This window comes from Streptomyces sp. NPDC101490 (assembly GCF_044767145.1).
GTDB lineage: Bacteria > Actinomycetota > Actinomycetes > Streptomycetales > Streptomycetaceae > Streptomyces.
In genome coordinates, this window is sequence record NZ_JBIWNI010000012.1 from 13626 (window position 1) to 33929 (window position 20304).

Annotated in this window: 19 protein-coding genes and 1 pseudogene; 1 reads left to right on the plus strand and 19 read right to left on the minus strand. The window is 72.3% G+C overall.

Going from position 1 to position 20304, the window contains the following annotated elements; translation table 11 throughout:
* Nucleotides 1–115: 115 nt before the first annotated feature.
* The 11 genes from rpoZ to pyrR form a co-directional block, all read right to left on the minus strand.
* A complete protein-coding gene (gene rpoZ / locus ACIRQY_RS21540) occupies nt 116–388 on the minus strand; it encodes a DNA-directed RNA polymerase subunit omega (RefSeq protein ID WP_005319902.1) in 273 nt (90 codons plus the stop codon).
* Between the two features lie 120 nt (nt 389–508).
* Nucleotides 509–1081: a guanylate kinase gene (gene gmk, locus ACIRQY_RS21545; RefSeq protein ID WP_403928038.1), complete on the minus strand. Its 573-nt coding sequence runs from the start codon at nt 1079–1081 to the stop codon at nt 509–511.
* A gap of 73 nt (nt 1082–1154) precedes the next feature.
* A complete protein-coding gene (locus ACIRQY_RS21550) occupies nt 1155–1478 on the minus strand; it encodes an integration host factor (RefSeq protein WP_030008746.1) in 324 nt (107 codons plus the stop codon).
* A gap of 300 nt (nt 1479–1778) precedes the next feature.
* Entirely contained in the window at nt 1779–2654 is an 876-nt protein-coding gene (gene pyrF, locus ACIRQY_RS21555; protein WP_351787584.1) for an orotidine-5'-phosphate decarboxylase, read from the minus strand.
* The gene (locus ACIRQY_RS21560; protein WP_403928043.1) at nt 2651–3760 is read right to left on the minus strand and encodes a quinone-dependent dihydroorotate dehydrogenase; all 1110 of its coding nucleotides are present in this window, start codon (nt 3758–3760) and stop codon (nt 2651–2653) included. The genes pyrF and ACIRQY_RS21560 overlap by 4 nt, the downstream gene beginning before the upstream one ends.
* Before the next feature lie 140 nt (nt 3761–3900).
* Nucleotides 3901–7209 (minus strand): carbamoyl-phosphate synthase large subunit, encoded by a 3309-nt coding sequence (gene carB / locus ACIRQY_RS21565; RefSeq protein ID WP_403928045.1) that lies wholly within the window; start codon nt 7207–7209, stop codon nt 3901–3903.
* Nucleotides 7202–8371, minus strand: a complete 1170-nt coding sequence (gene carA / locus ACIRQY_RS21570; RefSeq protein WP_403928048.1) for a glutamine-hydrolyzing carbamoyl-phosphate synthase small subunit — start codon at nt 8369–8371, stop codon at nt 7202–7204. Before carA ends, carB begins: the two co-directional genes overlap by 8 nt.
* The gene (locus ACIRQY_RS21575) at nt 8368–8940 is read right to left on the minus strand and encodes a hypothetical protein (protein ID WP_403928051.1); all 573 of its coding nucleotides are present in this window, start codon (nt 8938–8940) and stop codon (nt 8368–8370) included. Before ACIRQY_RS21575 ends, carA begins: the two co-directional genes overlap by 4 nt.
* Nucleotides 8937–10223: a dihydroorotase gene (locus ACIRQY_RS21580; protein WP_403928053.1), complete on the minus strand. Its 1287-nt coding sequence runs from the start codon at nt 10221–10223 to the stop codon at nt 8937–8939. Before ACIRQY_RS21580 ends, ACIRQY_RS21575 begins: the two co-directional genes overlap by 4 nt.
* 2 nt (nt 10224–10225) lie before the next feature.
* Nucleotides 10226–11215 carry an aspartate carbamoyltransferase catalytic subunit gene (locus tag ACIRQY_RS21585; RefSeq protein WP_403928056.1) on the minus strand — a complete coding sequence of 330 codons (990 nt, stop codon included), beginning with the start codon at nt 11213–11215 and terminating at the stop codon, nt 10226–10228.
* An 87-nt stretch (nt 11216–11302) separates the two neighbouring features.
* The gene (gene pyrR / locus ACIRQY_RS21590; RefSeq protein ID WP_351787566.1) at nt 11303–11866 is read right to left on the minus strand and encodes a bifunctional pyr operon transcriptional regulator/uracil phosphoribosyltransferase PyrR; all 564 of its coding nucleotides are present in this window, start codon (nt 11864–11866) and stop codon (nt 11303–11305) included.
* 244 nt (nt 11867–12110) lie between these two features.
* Between pyrR and bldD the strand changes: the two genes are divergently transcribed.
* Nucleotides 12111–12611 carry a transcriptional regulator BldD gene (bldD, locus tag ACIRQY_RS21595; protein ID WP_017242229.1) on the plus strand — a complete coding sequence of 167 codons (501 nt, stop codon included), beginning with the start codon at nt 12111–12113 and terminating at the stop codon, nt 12609–12611.
* Between the two features lie 284 nt (nt 12612–12895).
* Here the strand turns inward: bldD and nusB are convergent, their stop codons facing one another.
* The 8 genes and pseudogenes from nusB to aroC form a co-directional block, all read right to left on the minus strand.
* Nucleotides 12896–13333, minus strand: a complete 438-nt coding sequence (nusB, locus tag ACIRQY_RS21600) for a transcription antitermination factor NusB (RefSeq protein ID WP_351787563.1) — start codon at nt 13331–13333, stop codon at nt 12896–12898.
* Between the two features lie 2 nt (nt 13334–13335).
* The gene (efp, locus tag ACIRQY_RS21605) at nt 13336–13902 is read right to left on the minus strand and encodes an elongation factor P (RefSeq protein ID WP_351787561.1); all 567 of its coding nucleotides are present in this window, start codon (nt 13900–13902) and stop codon (nt 13336–13338) included.
* Between the two features lie 49 nt (nt 13903–13951).
* On the minus strand, nt 13952–15064 hold the full coding sequence (locus ACIRQY_RS21610) for an aminopeptidase P family protein (protein ID WP_351787560.1): 1113 nt from the start codon (nt 15062–15064) through the stop codon (nt 13952–13954).
* A gap of 67 nt (nt 15065–15131) precedes the next feature.
* A pseudogene (locus ACIRQY_RS21615) lies at nt 15132–16112 on the minus strand (AAA family ATPase); the annotation flags it as partial.
* A gap of 676 nt (nt 16113–16788) precedes the next feature.
* The gene (aroQ, locus tag ACIRQY_RS21620) at nt 16789–17235 is read right to left on the minus strand and encodes a type II 3-dehydroquinate dehydratase (protein ID WP_351787554.1); all 447 of its coding nucleotides are present in this window, start codon (nt 17233–17235) and stop codon (nt 16789–16791) included.
* Nucleotides 17232–18329 carry a 3-dehydroquinate synthase gene (gene aroB, locus ACIRQY_RS21625; RefSeq protein WP_351787552.1) on the minus strand — a complete coding sequence of 366 codons (1098 nt, stop codon included), beginning with the start codon at nt 18327–18329 and terminating at the stop codon, nt 17232–17234. The genes aroQ and aroB overlap by 4 nt, the downstream gene beginning before the upstream one ends.
* Nucleotides 18326–18847: a shikimate kinase gene (locus ACIRQY_RS21630; RefSeq protein ID WP_351787549.1), complete on the minus strand. Its 522-nt coding sequence runs from the start codon at nt 18845–18847 to the stop codon at nt 18326–18328. The genes aroB and ACIRQY_RS21630 overlap by 4 nt, the downstream gene beginning before the upstream one ends.
* Nucleotides 18844–20028 carry a chorismate synthase gene (gene aroC, locus ACIRQY_RS21635; protein WP_351787546.1) on the minus strand — a complete coding sequence of 395 codons (1185 nt, stop codon included), beginning with the start codon at nt 20026–20028 and terminating at the stop codon, nt 18844–18846. The genes ACIRQY_RS21630 and aroC overlap by 4 nt, the downstream gene beginning before the upstream one ends.
* Nucleotides 20029–20304: the final 276 nt, after the last annotated feature.

The window sequence follows — 20304 nt, forward strand, 5'->3', positions numbered from 1 at the left end:
TGTCACTCCCCGCGCTCGGACGCGCACTCGGACGCGTTAGGACTCCATGAGAACACCACAGGCCCGGCGGAACTCCGCCGGGCCTGTGGTGACAAGCGTTACACGCGACGCGTGGTTACTGGGCCGGGCCCTCGATGGCCTCGGAGGTCAGCAGACCCGCGTTGATCTCGCGCAGCGCGATCGAGAGCGGCTTCTCGTGGACGTGGGTGTCGACCAGCGGACCCACGTACTCCAGCAGGCCCTCGCCGAGCTGGGAGTAGTACGCGTTGATCTGACGCGCCCGCTTGGCCGCGTAGATCACGAGGCTGTACTTCGAGTCCGTGGCCTCGAGCAGCTCGTCGATCGGCGGGTTGATGATGCCCTCGGGCGCGGTGATGGAAGAGGACACGCTCTACCTTCCGAAGAATGGAAAAAGATCTGTTCTGTACTGCTCTACTGCTACTGCTCTACTGCCTGTACTACGTCTGTGCTGCGTCTGTGCTACGCCTGCACTGCGGTGATCCGGGGGTCACTCCCCAGACGACACCAGCGTCAACGTTAGCAGCTCACGTGCGACGTCCTCGACGGAGGTGTTGACGAGCGTGGTGTCGAACTCCGACTCGGCGGCCAGTTCGACCTTGGCCGCGGCGAGGCGGCGCTCGATGACCTCGGGCGACTCGGTGCCCCGGCCGGTGAGCCGGCGGACCAGTTCGTCCCAGCTCGGCGGGGCGAGGAAGACCAGCTGGGACTCGGGCATCGAGTCCTTGACCTGGCGGGCGCCCTGGAGGTCGATCTCCAGGAGCACGGGCTCCCCGGAGTCGAGCCGGGCGAGGACCGCGCCGCGCGGGGTGCCGTAGCGGTTGCCCGCGAACTCGGCCCATTCGAGGAGCTCACCGTTGGCGATCAGCTTGTCGAACTCGTCGTCCGTCACGAAGAAGTAGTGGACGCCGTGCTTCTCGCCGGGGCGGGGCTTCCGTGTCGTCGCGGACACCGAGAGCCAGACCTCGGGGTGGACCTTGCGCATATGCGCGACGACCGTGCTCTTGCCGACCCCTGAGGGGCCGGAGAGCACGGTCAGCCGCGGACGTACCTCTGCTGCCATACAGCGATTATTCCAGCATCACCGGGGTGCCCGGGACGCGAGTCCCGGACCGGACGCCGGACCGGTCACCCGATCAGGCGCCGGTGCTGCCGAACTCGCGCTCCAGGGAGGCGATCTGGTTGGAGCCCAGACCGCGCACCCGGCGGCTCTCGGAGATGCCGAGGCGCTCCATGATCTGCTTGGCGCGGACCTTGCCCACGCCGGGGAGCGACTCGAGCAGTGCGGAGACCTTCATCTTGCCGATGACGTCGTTCTCCTGCCCGGTCTTGATGACCTCCTGGAGGGAGGCGCCGGAGTGCTTGAGTCGATTCTTGACCTCGGCCCGCTCCCGGCGAGCCGCGGCGGCCTTCTCGAGCGCGGCTGCGCGCTGTTCAGGGGTAAGGGGCGGAAGAGCCACGCCTACGTCACCTCGGATGTCGATCTGTCGGATACGGACCGGTGAGGAACCTAGTCGCCCCACACCAGTGGAGCAACGATCAACGCACTGGCCGTTGAACGCCTGCTCTGCCCCGGAGACTAGCGGCCGATGCCGCTCCAGTCAGCGAGAACAGCGGAAAAGTCCTGGTCAGCATCGACCGACCAGGACTTTCCCGACAAAACGACTCGGTTTTGAGCCAAGTTTTCGTCAAAGAGCGGGGCGACCCGGTGAGACGGCCCGTCAGCACCGCCCCACCTGCGGGATTGGCCGCGCGTCCCGCTACCCCCCGACGGCCGCGCGGATCTCGTCCGCGTACCGGTCGGCCGCACCCCTCAGCGCGGTCGCGTCGGGACCGTGCCGCAGGACGCCCCGGCTCACGTTCGGCACGACGTTGCGCACCGCCGCGCCGAAGACGGCCGGGAGGTCGGCCGGGGTCGCGCCCTGCGCGCCGATGCCGGGGGCCAGGAGCGGCCCGTTGATGTCCAGGTCGAACGAGGACAGGTCGCCGAGGGTGGCGCCCACCACGGCACCGAAGGAGCCCATCGGGCTCTCCCCCGCGTTCTCCCCGGCGAGGTGGCCCAGCATGAGCGCGCCGACGGTCCGCCCGGCCGGGTCGTCCGCGCGCACCGCGCGCTGCACCTCGGCCCCCTCCGGATTGGAGGTCAGGGCGAGCACGAAGAGCCCGGCGCCGGACTCGCGGGCCAGGTCGACGGCGGGCTTGAGGGAGCCGTAGCCGAGGTACGGGGAGACCGTGAGCGCGTCGGAGAAGAGCGGGGAGTCCACCCGCAGATAGGTCTCCGCGTACGCGGCCATCGTGGAGCCGATGTCGCCGCGCTTGGCGTCCATGACGACCAGGCCGCCCGCCGCGCGCAGCTCGGCGACGGCGCGCTCCAGGACGGCGACGCCGCGCGAGCCGAAGCGCTCGAAGAAGGCCGACTGCGGCTTGAAGACGGCGACCGTTCCGGCGAGGGCCTCGACGACGGTGAACGTGAACCGCTCCAGGCCCGCGATGTCGTCGGTCAGGCCCCAGGAGTCGAGCAGGGCGGCGTGCGGGTCGATGCCGACGCAGAGCGGGCCGCGCTCGTCCATGGCGGTGCGCAGCCGGGTGCCGAAGGGCGTCGGGACGGGGTGCGGGGCGGGCGTCGGGGAGGTCACTTGGCGGCCTTTCGGTTGTCGGCGCCGACGGCCTCGGCGAGGGTGGCGTACGGGGAGGCGGCGAGGCGCGCGGCGAGGCCCCGGTGGATCGCCCGGGCGTAGCAGGGGCCCTCGTAGATGAAGGCGCTGTAGCCCTGGATCAGGGTGGCGCCCGCGAGGATGCGCTGCCAGGCGTCCTCGGCGTTCTCGATGCCGCCGACGCCCACCAGGACCAGGCGGTCGCCCACGCGCGCGTGGAGGCGCCTGAGGACGGCGAGGGAGCGCTCCTTGACGGGGGCGCCGGAGAGGCCGCCGGTCTCCTTGACGAGTGCCGGGTCGGACTTCAGGCCGAGGCCCTCGCGGGCGATGGTGGTGTTGGTGGCGATGATGCCGTCGAGGCCCAGTTCGAGGGCGAGGTCGGCGACCGCGTCGACGTCCTCGTCGGCCAGGTCGGGCGCGATCTTGACGAGCAGCGGGACCCGGCGGTCGGTGACCGTGCGGTCGGCGGCCTCCCGTACGGCGGTCAGGAGGGGCCGGAGCGACTCGGTGGCCTGGAGGTTCCGCAGGCCGGGGGTGTTCGGCGAGGAGACGTTGACGACGAGGTAGTCGGCGTGCGCGGCGAGGCGCTCGGTGGACTTCACGTAGTCGTCGGCGGCCTCGGCCTCGGGGACGAGCTTGGTCTTGCCGATGTTGACGCCGACGACCGTGCGGAAGACGGGTTCGCGGGCGGCCAGGCGGGCGGCGACGGCGGCGGAGCCCTCGTTGTTGAAGCCCATGCGGTTGATCAGGGCGCGGTCCGGGATCAGCCGGAAGAGGCGCTTCTTGGGGTTGCCGGGCTGGGCCTCGCCGGTGACCGTGCCGATCTCGATGTGGTCGAAGCCGAGCATCGACATGCCGTCGATGGCGACGGCGTTCTTGTCGAAGCCCGCGGCGAGCCCGAAGGGGCCGTGCATCCGCAGGCCGAGGGCCTCGGTGCGCAGGGCCCGGTGGCGGGGCGCGAGGAAGGCGGCGACGAAGGTCCGCAGGACGGGGACGCGGGCGGCCAGCCGGATCCAGCGGAAGGCCAGGTGGTGGGCCTGCTCGGGGTCCATGCGCTTGAAGACGAGCCGGAAGAAGAACTTGTACATGCGGGGAGTCCAGGTGTGCTCATGAAGAGGGGGACACCGCGATGTCGCCGGTGTCCCCCCTCGTTCGTACGGGCTGCTGGGGCGTGTCGCGAAAGTCCCGCCCGCCCTCCGGGCGGACGGCGCTACTTTCGAAGCACGCCCTAGTCGCGGGCCGCGGTCAGGATCTCCGCGTGCTCCTGGAGCGAGCGGACGCCGACGTCGCCGCCGTTGAGCGCGTCGATGCCCTGGACGGCCGCGGCGAGCGCCTGGACCGTGGTGAGGCAGGGGACGCTGCGGGCGACCGCGGCCGTACGGATCTCGTAACCGTCGAGGCGGCCACCGGTGCCGTACGGGGTGTTGACGATCAGGTCGACCTGGCCGTCGTGGATGAGCTGCACGATCGTCTTCTCGCCGTTCGGGCCCTCGCCCTCGCTCAGCTTGCGCACGATCGTGGCGTTGATGCCGTTGCGCTTGAGGACCTCGGCGGTGCCGGAGGTGGCGAGCAGCTCGAAGCCGTGGGCGACGAGCTCGCGGGCCGGGAAGATCATCGAGCGCTTGTCGCGGTTGGCGACCGAGATGAACGCGCGGCCCCCGGTGGGCAGCGGGCCGTACGCTCCGGCCTGCGACTTGGCGTAGGCCGTGCCGAAGACCGCGTCGATGCCCATGACCTCGCCGGTGGAGCGCATCTCCGGGCCGAGGACGGTGTCCACGCCGCGGCCGTGCACGTCGCGGAAGCGCGACCACGGCATCACGGCCTCCTTGACGGAGATCGGCGCGTCGAGCGGCAGGGTGCCGCCGTCGCCGGTCTTCGGCAGCAGGCCCTCGGCACGCAGCTCGGCGACGGTGGCGCCGAGCGAGATGCGCGCGGCGGCCTTGGCGAGCGGGACGGCGGTCGCCTTCGAGGTGAAGGGGACGGTCCGGGAGGCGCGCGGGTTGGCCTCCAGGACGTAGAGGATGTCACCGGCCATCGCGAACTGGATGTTGATCAGACCGCGCACGCCGACGCCCTTGGCGATGGCCTCGGTGGAGGCGCGCAGGCGCTTGATGTCGTGGCCGCCGAGGGTGATCGGGGGCAGGGCGCAGGCCGAGTCGCCGGAGTGGATGCCCGCTTCCTCGATGTGCTCCATGACGCCGCCGAGGTAGAGCTCCTGGCCGTCGTAGAGGGCGTCGACGTCGATCTCGATGGCGTCGTCGAGGAAGCGGTCGACCAGGACCGGCCGGGTGGGGCTGATCTCGGTGGACTCGGCGATGTACGACTCCAGGCGGGTCTCGTCGTAGACGATCTCCATGCCCCGGCCGCCGAGCACGTACGAGGGGCGTACGAGGACGGGGTAGCCGATCTCGTCGGCGATGGCCTTGGCGCCGGCGAAGGTGGTCGCGGTGCCGTGCTTGGGGGCGGGCAGTCCGGCCTCGGCGAGGACCTGGCCGAAGGCGCCGCGGTCCTCGGCGGCGTGGATGGCCTCGGGGGAGGTGCCGACGACGGGCACGCCGTTGTCCTTGAGCGCCTGCGCCAGGCCCAGCGGGGTCTGGCCGCCGAGCTGGACGACGACGCCCGCGACGGGGCCCGCGAGGGTCTCCGCGTGGACGATCTCCAGGACGTCCTCCAGGGTGAGCGGCTCGAAGTACAGCCGGTCGGAGGTGTCGTAGTCGGTGGAGACGGTCTCCGGGTTGCAGTTGACCATCACGGTCTCGTACCCGGCGTCGCTCAGCGCGAAGGAGGCGTGGACGCAGGAGTAGTCGAACTCGATGCCCTGGCCGATGCGGTTCGGGCCGGAGCCCAGGATGATCACCGCGGGCTTCTCGCGCGGGGCGACCTCGCTCTCCTCGTCGTAGGAGGAGTAGAAGTACGGGGTCTTCGCGGCGAACTCGGCGGCGCAGGTGTCGACCGTCTTGTAGACCGGGCGGACGCCGAGCGCGTGCCGGACCTCGCGGACGACGTCCTCGCGCAGGCCCCGGATCTCGGCGATCTGGGCGTCGGAGAAGCCGTGGCGCTTGGCCTCGGCGAGCAGTTCCGGCTCCAGGCGCTCGACGGCGGCCAGCTCGTCGGCGATCTCCTTGATCAGGAAGAGCTGGTCGACGAACCAGGGGTCGATCTTCGTGGCGTCGAAGACCTCCTGGGGGGTGGCTCCGGCGCGGATCGCCTGCATGACGGTGTTGATGCGGCCGTCGGTCGGGCGGACCGCCTCGCGCAGCAGCTCGTCCTTGTCGCCGGGCTCGCCGGTGAAGGCGAACTGGGAGCCCTTCTTCTCCAGGGAGCGCAGGGCCTTCTGGAGCGCCTCGGTGAAGTTGCGGCCGATCGCCATGGCCTCGCCGACCGACTTCATGGTCGTGGTCAGCGTGGAGTCGGCGGAGGGGAACTTCTCGAAGGCGAAGCGGGGAGCCTTGACCACGACGTAGTCGAGCGTGGGCTCGAAGGACGCCGGGGTCTTCTCCGTGATGTCGTTCGGGATCTCGTCGAGCGTGTAGCCGACGGCGAGACGGGCCGCGATCTTGGCGATCGGGAAGCCGGTCGCCTTGGAGGCGAGCGCCGAGGAGCGGGAGACGCGCGGGTTCATCTCGATGACGATGACGCGGCCGTCGACCGGGTCGATCGCGAACTGGATGTTGCAGCCGCCGGTGTCGACGCCGACCTCGCGGATGATCGCGATGCCGATGTCGCGCAGGCGCTGGTACTCGCGGTCGGTCAGCGTCATCGCCGGGGCGACGGTGATCGAGTCGCCGGTGTGGACGCCCATCGGGTCGAAGTTCTCGATGGAGCAGACGACCACGACGTTGTCGTTCTTGTCGCGCATCAGCTCCAGCTCGTACTCCTTCCAGCCGAGGATGGACTCCTCCAGGAGCACCTCGGTGGTGGGCGAGAGCGTGAGGCCCTGGCCGGCGATGCGGCGCAGCTCGTCCTCGTCGTGGGCGAAGCCGGAACCGGCGCCGCCCATGGTGAAGGAGGGGCGGACGACGACGGGGTAGCCGCCGAGGACGTCGACGCCCTTGATGACGTCGTCCATGGTGTGGCAGATCACCGAGCGGGCGGACTCGCCGTAGCCGATCTTGGCCTTGACCGCCTCGACGACGCCCTTGAAGAGGTCGCGGTCCTCGCCCTTGTTGATGGCCTCGACGTTGGCGCCGATGAGCTCGACGCCGTACTTCTCCAGGACACCCTGCTCGTGCATGGAGATCGCGGTGTTGAGCGCGGTCTGGCCGCCGAGGGTGGGCAGGAGGGCGTCGGGGCGCTCCTTGGCGATGATCTTCTCGACGAACTCGGGGGTGATCGGCTCGACGTAGGTGGCGTCGGCGATCTCCGGGTCGGTCATGATCGTGGCCGGGTTGGAGTTGACCAGGATGACACGCAGGCCCTCGGCCTTGAGAACGCGGCAGGCCTGGGTGCCGGAGTAGTCGAACTCGGCGGCCTGGCCGATGACGATCGGGCCGGAGCCGATGACCAGGACGGACTGGATGTCGGTGCGCTTAGGCACGCTCGGCCTCCATCAGGGATACGAAGCGGTCGAAGAGGTACGCGGCGTCGTGCGGGCCCGCGGCCGCCTCGGGGTGGTACTGGACGGAGAAGGCCGGCTGGTCGAGCAGCTGGAGGCCTTCGACGACCTGGTCGTTCAGGCAGACGTGGGAGACCTCGGCGCGCCCGTAGGGCGTGTCGGAGACCTTGTCGAGGGGGGCGTCGACGGCGAAGCCGTGGTTGTGCGCGGTGACCTCGACCTTGCCGGTGGTGCGGTCCTGGACGGGCTGGTTGATGCCCCGGTGGCCGTACTTCAGCTTGTAGGTGCCGAAGCCGAGGGCGCGGCCGAGGATCTGGTTGCCGAAGCAGATGCCGAAGAGGGGCGTCCTGCGGCTCAGGACCTCGCGCATGGCGGCGACGGGGCCGTCCGCGGTGGCCGGGTCGCCGGGGCCGTTGGAGAAGAACACGCCGTCGGGGGCGACCGCGTAGACGTCCTCGGCGGTGGCGGTGGCGGGCAGCACGTGGACCTCGATGCCGCGTTCGGCCATCCGGCGCGGGGTCATGCCCTTGATGCCGAGGTCGACGGCGGCGACGGTGAACCTCGCGGTGCCGAGCGGGAGGGCTTCGCCGTCGGGGCCGAGCGCGGGGACGACGTAGGTCTCCTTGGTGGCGACCTCGGCGGAGAGGTTCGCACCGGTCATCTCGGGCTGTGCCGTGACCTTGGCGAGCAGGGCGGCCTCGTCGGCGACGGCGTCGCCGGAGAAGATGCCGACGCGCATGGCGCCGCGCTCGCGCAGGTGGCGGGTGAGGGCCCGGGTGTCGATGCCGGCGATGCCGACGACGCCCTGGCGCTCCAGTTCCTCGTCCAGCGAGCGCCGGGAGCGCCAGTTGGAGGAGACGCGCGCGGGGTCGCGGACCACGTAGCCGGAGACCCAGATGCGGCCGGACTCGGGGTCCTCGTCGTTGACGCCGGTGTTGCCGACGTGCGGGGCGGTCATGACGACGACCTGGCGGTGGTACGACGGGTCGGTGAGGGTCTCCTGGTAGCCGGTCATGCCGGTGGAGAACACGGCCTCGCCGAAGGTCTCCCCCACGGCCCCGTAGGCGCGGCCGCGGAAGATGCGGCCGTCCTCCAGGACGAGTACGGCGGGAGTCTTGGCAGCTCCCCTGGTGGAGGTCGTCATCGTGCGATGCCTTCCGTCGTGTTGATCATGGAGTTGATGGCTTCGACCCAGGCGGTGTGCTCGGCCGCCCGGTCGGAGCGGAAGCCGGAGTCGAGCAGCTTGTCGCCGTGCTCCCAGGTGACGACCAGCAGGCCGCCCTCGGCGAGGACCTTGCCCGCGATGCCCTTGTCGAGGCGGGCCTCGCGCAGGGCTCCGGCGGGAACGAAGAAGTCGTTCGCGCCGGGGCGCCCGACCGTGATCCCGGCCCCGGTGAGCGTCAGCTCGGCGCGGCTGCGGGTGCCGAGTCCGTGGGCGACGATCCGGTCGAGCCACTGTCCTGCGGTCGTGGACCCGTGGTAGCGCCCGCTGAGGGTCAGGGTCGCCGGGCCGGGTTCCGTCGGTGCGGTGGGCAGCTCGGGTAGGTCCGACTGGAGGCTGCCGCGCCACTTCCAGCCCTGGCGCATCAGCCAGTACACGAGGGCGATGAAGATCAGCAGTCCGGCGACCCAGCCGATCCGTCCGGCCCAGTCGGTCACCTCCGCCGACTTCTTCTCGACTGCCTCTGCTGCGATTGCGATGAGTGGTGTCACGCCAGCTTCCCGTCCACGACCGTTGCCCGGCCCCGCAGGAAGGTGTGGGTGACGCGTCCCGGCAGCTCACGGCCCTCGTACGGGGTGTTGCGGCTGCGGGAGGCGAAGTCCGCGGGGTCCACGACACCACGGTAAGCCGGATCGACCAGGGTCAGGTTGGCGGGCTCGCCCGCCGAGACGGGACGGCCGTGGCCGGTGGCCCGTCCGATGCGGGCGGGCGCGTGGGACATCCGGTCGGCGACCCCGGCCCAGTCGAGGAGGCCGGTCTCGACCATCGTCTGCTGGACCACGGAGAGCGCGGTCTCCAGGCCGACCATGCCCATGGCGGCGGCGGCCCACTCGCAGTCCTTGTCCTCGTGCGGGTGCGGGGCGTGGTCGGTGGCGACGATGTCGATCGTGCCGTCGGCCAGCGCCTCGCGGAGCGCGAGGACGTCCTTCTCGGTGCGCAGCGGCGGGTTGACCTTGTAGACCGGGTTGTACGAGCGGACCAGCTCGTCCGTGAGGAGGAGGTGGTGGGGGGTGACCTCGGCGGTGACGTCGATGCCGCGGGACTTGGCCCAGCGGACGATCTCGACGGAGCCGGCGGTGGAGAGGTGGCAGATGTGGACGCGGGAGCCGACGTGCTCGGCGAGGAGGACGTCGCGGGCGATGATCGACTCCTCGGCGACGGCGGGCCAGCCGCCGAGGCCCAGTTCGGCGGAGACGACGCCCTCGTTCATCTGGGCGCCCTCGGTGAGGCGGGGCTCCTGGGCGTGCTGGGCGACGACTCCGCCGAAGGCCTTCACGTACTCCAGGGCGCGGCGCATGATGACGGCGTCGTCGACGCACTTGCCGTCGTCGGAGAAGACCGTGACACCGGCGGCGGAGTCGTGCATGGCGCCGAGTTCGGCGAGCTTCCGGCCTTCCAGGCCGACGGTGACGGCGCCGATGGGCTGCACGTCGCAGTAGCCGTGCTCCCGGCCGAGCCGGTAGACCTGCTCGACGACACCGGCGGTGTCGGCGACGGGGTGGGTGTTGGCCATGGCGAAGACGGCGGTGTAGCCGCCGGAGGCGGCGGCGCGGGTGCCGGTGAGGACGGTCTCGGAGTCCTCGCGGCCGGGCTCGCGCAGATGGGTGTGGAGGTCGACCAGGCCGGGCAGCAGGATCTGGCCGTCGGCCTCGACGACGGTGGCGCCCTCGGCGGACAGGCCGGTCCCGACCTCCGCGACGGTCTCGCCGTCGATCAGGACGTCCTGGACCTCGCCGCCCAGCACCCGCGCACCGCGAATAAGGATCTTGCTCATGGTTACTTGTTCTCCTCGGTACGGGGGGTGCTGGGGGCGGGGGTGGTGGAGTCGTTGCCGCCCAGGAGCAGGTAGAGGACCGCCATCCGGACGGAGACGCCGTTGGCGACCTGCTCGACGACCGTGCAGCGGTCGGAGTCGGCGACCTCGGCGGTGATCTCCATGCCGCGGACCATGGGGCCGGGGTGCATGACGATGGCGTGCTCGGGCATCTTCGCCATCCGGTGGCCGTCGAGCCCGTACCGGCGCGAGTACTCCCGCTCGGTGGGGAAGAAGGCGTCGTTCATCCGTTCGCGCTGCACCCGCAGCATCATGACGGCGTCGGACTTCGGCAGCACCCGGTCGAGGCCGTAGGAGACCTCGCAGGGCCAGGTCTCGACGCCGACGGGGAGCAGGGTGGGCGGGGCGACCAGGGTGACCTCGGCGCCGAGGGTGTGCAGCAGGTCGACGTTGGAGCGGGCGACCCGGCTGTGCAGGACGTCGCCGACGAGGGTGATCCGCTTGCCCGCGAGGTCCTGGCCGAGTCCGGTGTCGCGGCCGACCAGGCGGCGGCGCATGGTGAAGGCGTCCAGGAGGGCCTGGGTGGGGTGCTGGTGGGTGCCGTCGCCCGCGTTCACGACGGGGGCGTCGATCCAGCCGGAGGTGGCGAGGCGGTAGGGGGCTCCGGAGGCGCCGTGCCGGATCACGACGGCGTCGACGCCCATGGCCTCCAGGGTCTGCGCGGTGTCCTTGAGGGACTCGCCCTTGGAGACGCTGGAGCCCTTGGCCGCGAAGTTGATGACGTCGGCGGAGAGGCGCTTCTCGGCGGCCTCGAAGGAGATCCGGGTGCGGGTGGAGTCCTCGAAGAAGAGGTTGCAGATGGTCCGGCCGCGCAGGGTGGGCAGCTTCTTGATGGGCCGGTCGGCCACCCGGGCCATCTCCTCGGCGGTGTCGAGGATCAGGACGGCGTCGTCGCGGGTGAGGTCGGCGGCCGAGATGAGGTGACGCATCATCGGTGTGTCGCTCCGTGGTGGGAGGTGTGAGGGCGTGCGGGGGCGCAGGGGGGTGCCCCGGCCCCGCGCGGGGGAAGGCCGGTCGGGCTAGGCGGTGGGCCTGGTGCCGAGCAGGACGGTGTCGCGGCCGTCCTCCTCGGCGAGCTGGACCTTGACCGTCTCCCGCAACGACGTGGGGAGGTTCTTCCCGACGTAGTCGGCGCGGATCGGCAGCTCGCGGTGGCCGCGGTCGACGAGGACGGCGAGCTGGACCGCGCGGGGGCGGCCGATGTCGCCGAGGGCGTCGAGGGCGGCCCGGATGGTGCGGCCGGAGAAGAGGACGTCGTCGACGAGGACGACGAGGCGGCCGTCGATGCCGTCACCGGGGATCTCGGTGCGGCCGATGGCGCGGGCCGGCTTCATCCGGAGGTCGTCCCGGTACATGGTGATGTCGAGGGATCCGACCGGAATCTTGGTGCCGGTGATGGAGGCGAGCTTCTCGGCGAGCCTGCGGGCGAGGAAGACGCCACGGGTGGGGATGCCGAGGAGAACCACGTCGTCTGCGCCCTTGGCGCGCTCGACGATCTCGTGTGCGATGCGGGTCAGGACCCGCGCGATGTCCGGGGCCTCGAGAACGGGCCTGGGGTCGTCGCCGTACTGCTGGGTGTCCATGGGAAACGGACCTCCTTCTCCGCCTCACGGGACGGTTCTTAAAGGACGTCGGATATGCGACGTCAACGATACCAGGGGGCGGGCGCGGCCTCTCCTCGCCCCCGGGCGGCGCACCGGGCGCCGCCCCCGGGAGGGACCGGTACGGACCTTTCGGCTTGACGGGAAAGAGTAACTCTGCGTAACCTCACAGTGAGTTACCAGCCGCGCGGCGCAGCCGCATGTCGTCACAGCGTCCGGGAGCGTTATGTCCAGCGAATACGCAAAGCAGCTCGGGGCCAAACTCCGTGCCATCCGCACCCAGCAGGGGCTCTCCCTCCACGGAGTGGAGGAGAAGTCGCAGGGCCGCTGGAAGGCCGTGGTCGTCGGGTCGTACGAGCGTGGCGACCGCGCGGTGACCGTGCAGCGCCTCGCCGAGCTGGCCGACTTCTACGGGGTGCCGGTGCAGGAACTGCTGCCGGGCACGACCCCGGGCGGGGCCGCCGAGCCGCCGCCGAAGCTGGTCCTCGACCTGGAGCGCCTGGCGCACGTCCCGCAGGAGAAGGCGGGCCCGCTCCAGCGCTACGCGGCGACGATCCAGTCGCAGCGCGGCGACTACAACGGCAAGGTGCTGTCGATCCGTCAGGACGACCTGCGCACCCTGGCCGTCATCTACGACCAGTCCCCCTCGGTCCTCACCGAGCAGCTGATCAGCTGGGGCGTGCTCGACGCGGACGCGCGCCGCGCGGTCGCCCACGAGGACAACTGACCCCTGCGGGGGCACAGCAGAAACGTACCGCCGGGCCCGTGGACGTCATCCGACGTCCACGGGCCCGGCGTTTTTCCGGACCCGCCAGAGGCTCCAGGGCGAGCCCCGAGCCCCTGGCCTCCGGGGCTGGGACCGGGCCCCCCGGCCTCCGGGTCCCGGGACTCCCTCAGGCGTCTCCCCCAGGCGCTCCTGGCCGGGATTCCCCGGCGGCTCGGGGGAACGCCGAAGGGGCCCGCCGCACCCCTGTGCGGCGGGCCCCTTCGACTGCCGGTGTCGTCCGCCTGTCAGGCGTCCGCGTCCCGGCGCAGACGCGGCTTCAGATCCTTGAAGCGCGCCAGCAGACCGTTGACGAAGGCCGGGGACTCGTCCGTGGAGAACTCCTTGGCGAGCTGCACCGCCTCGTCGATCGCGACGGCGTCCGGCGTGCCGTCCTCCCAGATCAGTTCGTACGCGCCGAGGCGCACGATGTTCCGGTCGGCGACGGGCATCCGGTCGAGGTCCCAGTCCACCGCGTAGGTGGCGATGAGCTCGTCGATCCGCGCCACGTGCGAGGCGTACCCCTCGACCAGCTCCATGGTGAAGTCGCTCACCGGCGGCTGGTGGACGTCGCCCCGCGAGAGCCGGACCTGGTCCGCGAGGACCTCCTGGACGGAGGTGCCCCGCTGGTCGGCCTCGAAGAGGATCTGGAAGGCGCGCTTGCGGGCCTTGCTCCGGGCGGCCACGGTTAGCTGTTCACCCGGCCGAGGTAGTCGCTGGTGCGGGTGTCGACCTTGACCTTCTCGCCGGTGGAGACGAAGAGCGGGACCTGGATCTCGTGGCCCGTCTCCAGGGTGGCCGGCTTGGTGCCGCCGGTGGAGCGGTCGCCCTGGACGCCCGGGTCGGTGTGCTGGATGACCAGCTCGACGGCGGCCGGGAGCTCCACGTAGAGCACCTCGCCCTCGTGCTGGGCCACCGAGGCGGTGAAGCCCTCGATCAGGAAGTTGGCCGCGTCGCCGACCGACTTGCGGTCGACCATCAGCTGGTCGTAGGTCTGCATGTCCATGAAGACGAAGTAGTCGCCGTCCATGTACGAGAACTGCATGTCGCGGCGGTCGATGGTGGCCGTCTCGACCTTGGTACCGGCGTTGAACGTCTTGTCGACGACCTTGCCGGACAGCACGCTCTTGAGCTTGGTGCGCACGAAGGCCGGGCCCTTGCCGGGCTTGACGTGCTGGAACTCGACGACGGACCAGAGCTGGCCCCCGTCGAGCTTGAGCACCATGCCGTTCTTGAGGTCGTTCGTGGAAGCCACGGTTGCGAAATCTCCTGCACTGACGTGGGACCGTGGATACCTGCGCGCCCTACAGCGCGAGCAGCTCCTTGGTCGTGATGGTGAGTAGCTCGGGTCCGCCGTCCGCCTCCTGGCGCACGACGAGCGTGTCATCGATCCGGACCCCGCCCCGGCCCGGGAGGTGGACCCCCGGTTCGACGGTGACCGGCACACAAGCGTCCAGTTTACCCATGGCCGAGGGTGACAGCTGCGGGTCCTCGTCGATTTCGAGCCCCACCCCGTGCCCGGTGAGGGGTACGGCGGCCTCCGCGTACCCCGCCGCGTCCAGGATCTGACGGGCCGCCCGGTCCACGTCCCGGTAGGCGGCGCCCGGCAGAAGGGACTCCCGCCCGGCCCGCTGAGCGGCGAAGACGAGCTCGTACAGCTCGATCTGCCAGTCGGCGGGGGCGGTGCCGATGACGAAGGTGCGACCGATCTCGCACCGGTAGCCCCGGTAGTCGGCGCCCAGGCCGACGGTGAGGAAATCGCCCTCCTCGACCCGGCGGTCGGTGGGCCGGTGGCCCCGGCGGCCGGAGTGCGGGCCGGTCGCCACCGAGGTGGGGAAGGCGGCCCCGTCCGCGCCGTGGTCCACGAGCCGCCGTTCCAGTTCCAGGGCGAGGTGGCGCTCGGTCCGCCCCACGAGGATCGACTCCAGGAGTTCGCCGAGCGCCTGGTCGGCGATCTCGGCGGCGATCCGGAGACAGGCGATCTCGTCCTCGTCCTTGACGATCCTCAGCTGCTCGACGGCGCAGGTGAGGTCCGCGAGGCGCAGTCCGGGCGCGACGGAGCCCATGGCCCGGTGCCGGGCCACGGTCAGGTGGTGCTCCTCCACGGCGAGGGCCTCGGAGCCCGCCCGGCGGGCCAGGTCCGCGGCGGCGACCGCCGGGTCTCCGCCGCCGACGGGCAGAACCTGTCTGCGGAGCAGTTCGTCCAGCCGCCCGTCGGCCGGTTCCACGCCGGGGGCGACGGGGCAGAGCAGGACGTCCCCGTCCGGTTCCGCCCCGACGAGGAGGACGGCACCCGGGGGCGAGCCGCCCGCGAGGTACCGGACGTTGGCGGGGCGGGAGACCAGGGCCGCCGGGCTGCCGGCGGCCGCGCAGCGGTCGCGCAGCCGTACCCGGCGGTCCGCATACACCTCGGACATGCTCCGAGCGTACGAGCCGGGCGCGGCGGCGGCCTGTTGGGGACGGCCGACCGGGCCGCCCGCGCGGTCACCAGGCGGGCGGGCTGGCGATCGCCCGGGCGAGGACGTCGTCGAGGACCCGGGCGGTGGTCTCGACGTCGTACGTGGAGTTGTCGATGATCGGCAGGCCGGAGCCGTACCAGCCGGCCATCCGGCCGTGGATGGCGGCGACCTCCTCGTCGGAGAGGCGCCGGTTGCCGCTGCGCTCCGCGTTGCGCTCCAGGACGACCTCCAGCCCCGGCAGCAGCACCACGGGCAGCAGACCGGGCCCGACGTGCCGTTTCCAGCCGCCGAGACCGACGACGGGACGGTCGGGGAAGACCGCGTCGTCCACGATGCAGGAGATGCCGTTGGCGAGGAAGTTGCGCGCGGCGAAGCCGCAGGTGCGGCGGGCGAGGCGGTACTGCGCCTCGGAGTGCTCGTTCCAGCCGGACTGCGGGTCGGCGAAGCCGGAGCAGACCCACTCGCGGACGTCGTCGAGGCTGATGTGCGCGGTGGGCACCCGGCGGCGGCGCGCCCAGTGCCGGGCGACGGTCGTCTTGCCCGCCCCGGCGGGGCCGATGAGCAGCACGGCGAGGGTGGCGGCCCCGGTGCCCGGAACCTGCCCCCCGGCGCCGGGGAGCGGTGCGCCGACGGGCGGCAGCGGCACCTGCCCGGTGAACTCGGCCCCCTGCGGGCCCCCTGCGGGGTGGGAGTGCGGGGTGGGACGCGCCACCCCTGCGGGGTGCGTGGTCCCTGCGGGGTGTCGGGGGCTGTCGGGGTGTACGGGGCCGGTCGGGTGCTGCGGGCCGCCCGGCTGCCGGGGACCGCTCGGGCCTGAGGGCCCGCTGGTGGGCTGGGGGCCGCCGGGGTGCGAGGGGGCGGAGGGGTACGGGAGTCCGCCCGCGTACGGGGGGCCGCCGGGATACGGGGCAGGGCCGGGGTAGGGGGCCGGGCCCGGATGCGACGCGGCGGCCGGACGCGGGGGCCCGGCCGGGTACGGGGCGGGCCCGGACGGCGGTCCCGCCGGGGGCCGGGCTCCGCCGGGATCCGGGGCGGCCGCCGGGTACGGGAGGGCGCCCGAGGGGGGCGGCGCGGCCGGAGGCCGAGCGGGGCCGGAGTGCGGACCACCCGAGGACGGCGGAACCGCCGGGGTCCCGGCACTGCCGGGACCCGGCTCGGCGGTCCGGCGCCGGTCCTCTCCGGCGCGCGCCGGGGCGGCCGGGGACTGGGCACCGGCGGAAGGCGGCGGGGTGCCCGGGAGCGGGGGGACCGCCGGGGGCTGTGGTGCGGCTCCGGGGGCGCTCCAGACGGGCGGGGCCGCGTGCGGCGGCATGGGCGCGACAGGCGGTGCGGGAGGCACGACGGGGTGGTGTGCGGTGGGTGCGACGGGGCCCGGCCCGGTGGCCCGGCCCTGGTGGGGTGCGCCCGGCGGGGGCGGCGGGACGGGCGGGTGCCCGGCGGGGGCGCCCGACGGGCTTTCGTCGGGCGCGCCCTGGGCGCCGCCCGTCACGGGGGCGGGCGGCGGGCCCGATCGCTCGGGCGGTGGCAGCGGACCCCCCACTGCGTGCTGCATCCGGTCCCACTCCGTCTCGTGCGCCTGATGTGTCCGGTGCGCCGGAACGTTACCGCCCCCGGTCCCCCACCGGGAGAACGTCCGGAAGCGGTCCGGGGTGCCCCGCCGGACGGGGCACCCCGGACCGCTCTCAGCCGGTCAGTTCCTCCGCGAGCGCCCGCAGCGCCAGCCGGTAGGAACCGATCCCGAACCCGGCGACCGTCCCGGACGCCACGGCCGCGACGACCGAGGTGTGCCGGAACTCCTCCCGGGAGTACGGGTTGGAGATGTGTACCTCGATGAGGGGGGCGGTCCGCTGCGCGGCCGCGTCCCTCATCCCGTACGAGTAGTGCGTGAACGCCCCGGGGTTGATCACCACCGGGATCGAGCCGTCCGCCGCCTCGTGGAGCCAGCGGATCATCTCGCCCTCGTCGTTCGTCTCCCGCACGTCGACGTCGAAGCCGAGCTCCGCGCCGAGCGTCCGGCAGGCCTCCACGAGCCCCCGGTAGGAGGTGGCGCCGTAGATGTCGGGCTCGCGGGAGCCGAGACGCCCCAGGTTGGGGCCGTTGAGCACCAGGACCGGGCGCGGCCCGCTCACGCGGACACCTCGCCGTAGGCCGCGATCAGCACCGCCGGGTCGGGGCCCTCCAGGACGGTGGGCCTGCCGATCCCGTCGAGCACGATGAAGCGCAGCAGGTCGCCCCGGGACTTCTTGTCCACCCGCATGGTCTCCAGGAGCTTGGGCCACTGGTCGCCCCGGTAGGTGAGCGGCAGCCCGACGGACTCCAGGATCGCGCGGTGCCGGTCGGCGGTGGCGTCGTCGAGGCGTCCGGCGAGACGGCCCAGCTCGGCGGCGAAGACCATGCCGACGGAGACGGCGGCGCCGTGCCGCCACTTGTAGCGCTCGTTCTTCTCGATGGCGTGGGCGAGGGTGTGGCCGTAGTTGAGGATCTCCCGGCGGCCGGACTCCTTGAGGTCGCCGGAGACGACCTCCGCCTTCACCCGGATCGAGCGGACGAGCAGCTCGGCGGTGTGCGGACCGGCCGGGGTGCGGGCGCCCTCCGGGTCGGCCTCGACGAGGTCGAGGATCACCGGGTCGACGATGAAACCGGCCTTGATGATCTCCGCGAGCCCGCTGACGTAGTCGTGCACCGGCAGCGAGTCGAGGGCGGCGAGGTCGCAGAGGACCCCGGCGGGCGGGTGGAAGGCGCCGACGAGGTTCTTGCCCTCGGCGGTGTTGATGCCGGTCTTGCCGCCCACGGCCGCGTCGACCATGGCGAGGACCGTGGTGGGCACGGCGATCCAGCGCACGCCCCGGAGCCAGGTCGCGGCGACGAAACCGGCCAGGTCGGTGGTGGCGCCGCCGCCGACCCCGACGATGACGTCGCTGCGGGTGAAGCCGGTCTGGCCCAGCGCCTTCCAGCAGTAGGCGGCGACCTCGGCGGTCTTCGCCTCCTCGGCGTTCGGCACCTGGATGGCGACCGCCTCGTAGCCCTGCTCGGCGAGGTCGGCGCGGAGCGCCTCGCCGGTGCCCGCGAGCGCCTCCGGGTGGATCACGGCGACCCGCTTGGCCTGGGTGCCGATGAGGGCGGGCAGCTCGCCGAGCAGCTGACGGCCGACGAGCACCTCGTACGGATCGGTGCCCGCGCTGCCCTCGACCTGGATGCGGGTCACTGCCTGGTCCGTCGTCATGCGTCCTTCTTCAGATCCAGTGCCGCGAGGACCGCGTCCGCGACCTCTTCGGGGGTGCGGTCGTCGGTGCTGACGACGGCCCGGGCGACTTCGGTGTACAGATGGCGGCGCGCCTCCATCAGCTCGCGCCACTGGCGGCGCGGGTTGACGGCGAGCAGCGGCCGGGCGGTGTTGAGGCCGACCCGCCGGACCGCCTCGTCGACGTCCATCGAGAGGTACGCGACGGGGCGCCCGGCGAGCAGCGCGCGGGTCCCCGCGTCGAGGACCGCGCCGCCGCCGAGGGCGAGGACGCCCTCGTGCCCGGCGACGGCCGCGGCGACCGCGTCCCGCTCCAGGGCGCGGAAGTGCTCCTCGCCGTCCTCGACGAAGATGTCGGAGATCTCGCGTCCCTCGGCGGCGACGATGTCGGCGTCGGTGTCCCGGTAGGGCGCGCCGAGCCGTTCGGCCAGGAGCGCGCCCACCGTGGACTTGCCGGAGCCCATCGGCCCGACGAGGACGACCAGGGGTCCGGCCGTCACCGGATGTGCAGGTTGTCGAGGTACGACCGCACGTTGCGGCGCGTCTCGGGGACGCTGTCGCCGCCGAACTTCTCGACGACGGCGTCCGCGAGGACCAGGGCGACCATGGCCTCGGCGACGATGCCCGCGGCGGGGACCGCGCAGACGTCGGAGCGCTGGTGGTGGGCCTGGGCGACCTCGCCGGTGACGACGTCCACGGTGGCGAGGGCGCGCGGCACGGTCGCGATGGGCTTCATCGCGGCACGGACGCGGAGCAGTTCGCCGGTGGTCAGGCCGCCCTCGGTGCCGCCGGAGCGGCCGGAGGAGCGCCGCAGGCCGTCCTCGGTGCGGACGATCTCGTCGTGGGCCTGGGAGCCGGGCACGCGGGCCAGCTCGAAGCCGTCGCCGACCTCGACGCCCTTGATGGCCTGGATGCCCATGAGGGCGGCGGCGAGGCGGGCGTCCAGACGCCGGTCCCAGTGGACGTGCGAACCGAGGCCGACGGGCACGCCGTACGCGAGGACCTCGACGACTCCGCCGAGGGTGTCGCCGTCCTTGTGGGCCTGGTCGATCTCGGCGACCATCTCCTTCGACGCGTCGGCGTCGAGGCAGCGGACCGGGTCGGCGTCGAGCTTCTCGACGTCGGCGGGGGCCGGGTAGACGCCGTACGGCGCCTTGGCGGCGGCGAGCTCGACGACGTGGGAGACGATCTCGATGCCCGCGGCCTCCTTGAGGAAGGACCGGGCGACGGCCCCGAGGGCGACCCGGGCGGCGGTCTCGCGGGCGCTGGCGCGCTCCAGGATCGGCCGGGCCTCGTCGAAGCCGTACTTCTGCATCCCCGCGAGGTCGGCGTGACCGGGGCGGGGGCGGGTCAGGGGGGCGTTGCGGCCCGTCTCCTTGAGCTCCGCGGGGTCGACCGGGTCGGCCGACATGACCTTCTCCCACTTGGGCCACTCGGTGTTGCCGATCATGACGGCGATCGGGGAACCGAGGGAGAGTCCGTGGCGGACGCCGCCGAGGAAGGTGATCTCGTCCTGCTCGAACTTCATCCGGGCACCGCGCCCGTAACCGAGGCGTCGTCGCGCCAGGTGGTCCGCCACCAGTTCGGTGGTGACCGGGACACCGGCGGGAAGGCCCTCGAGTGTCGCGACCAGCGCGGGTCCGTGGGATTCCCCGGCGGTCAGCCAACGCAACCTGCTCAACGATGCTCCTCATGCTCGCGACGGGGTGCTGAGACGGCGCGACCGGGTGCGTGGCCCTGGCCCGCCGCCCCCGATCCTCCCATGTCCTGAGGGTGAAACGGTCATCCGGTCCACTTGTCGGACTTCGCCCCTTCTCCACCGCCGGGCCGGAATGGCCGGGGAGGACACGGAGGGGACGCGACCAGGAGGAACCAGGGGACGGACGGCCGGGCGGCGCCCCCACCCCGGGAGATCCGGGCACAGGAGATCCCGGCGGGTCCCGCCACGGGGAGGAGC

Coding starts and splice junctions, on each gene's coding strand:
- ACIRQY_RS21610 (WP_351787560.1), bottom strand. CDS start 15,064: ATGTCCGAGGTGTATGCGGACCGCCGGGTACGGCTGCGCGACCGCTGC.
- ACIRQY_RS21580 (WP_403928053.1), bottom strand. CDS start 10,223: ATGAGCAAGATCCTTATTCGCGGTGCGCGGGTGCTGGGCGGCGAGGTC.
- ACIRQY_RS21585 (WP_403928056.1), bottom strand. CDS start 11,215: ATGATGCGTCACCTCATCTCGGCCGCCGACCTCACCCGCGACGACGCC.
- gmk (WP_403928038.1), bottom strand. CDS start 1,081: ATGGCAGCAGAGGTACGTCCGCGGCTGACCGTGCTCTCCGGCCCCTCA.
- ACIRQY_RS21560 (WP_403928043.1), bottom strand. CDS start 3,760: ATGTACAAGTTCTTCTTCCGGCTCGTCTTCAAGCGCATGGACCCCGAG.
- bldD (WP_017242229.1), top strand. CDS start 12,111: ATGTCCAGCGAATACGCAAAGCAGCTCGGGGCCAAACTCCGTGCCATC.
- pyrR (WP_351787566.1), bottom strand. CDS start 11,866: ATGGACACCCAGCAGTACGGCGACGACCCCAGGCCCGTTCTCGAGGCC.
- aroB (WP_351787552.1), bottom strand. CDS start 18,329: ATGACGACGGACCAGGCAGTGACCCGCATCCAGGTCGAGGGCAGCGCG.
- carA (WP_403928048.1), bottom strand. CDS start 8,371: ATGACGACCTCCACCAGGGGAGCTGCCAAGACTCCCGCCGTACTCGTC.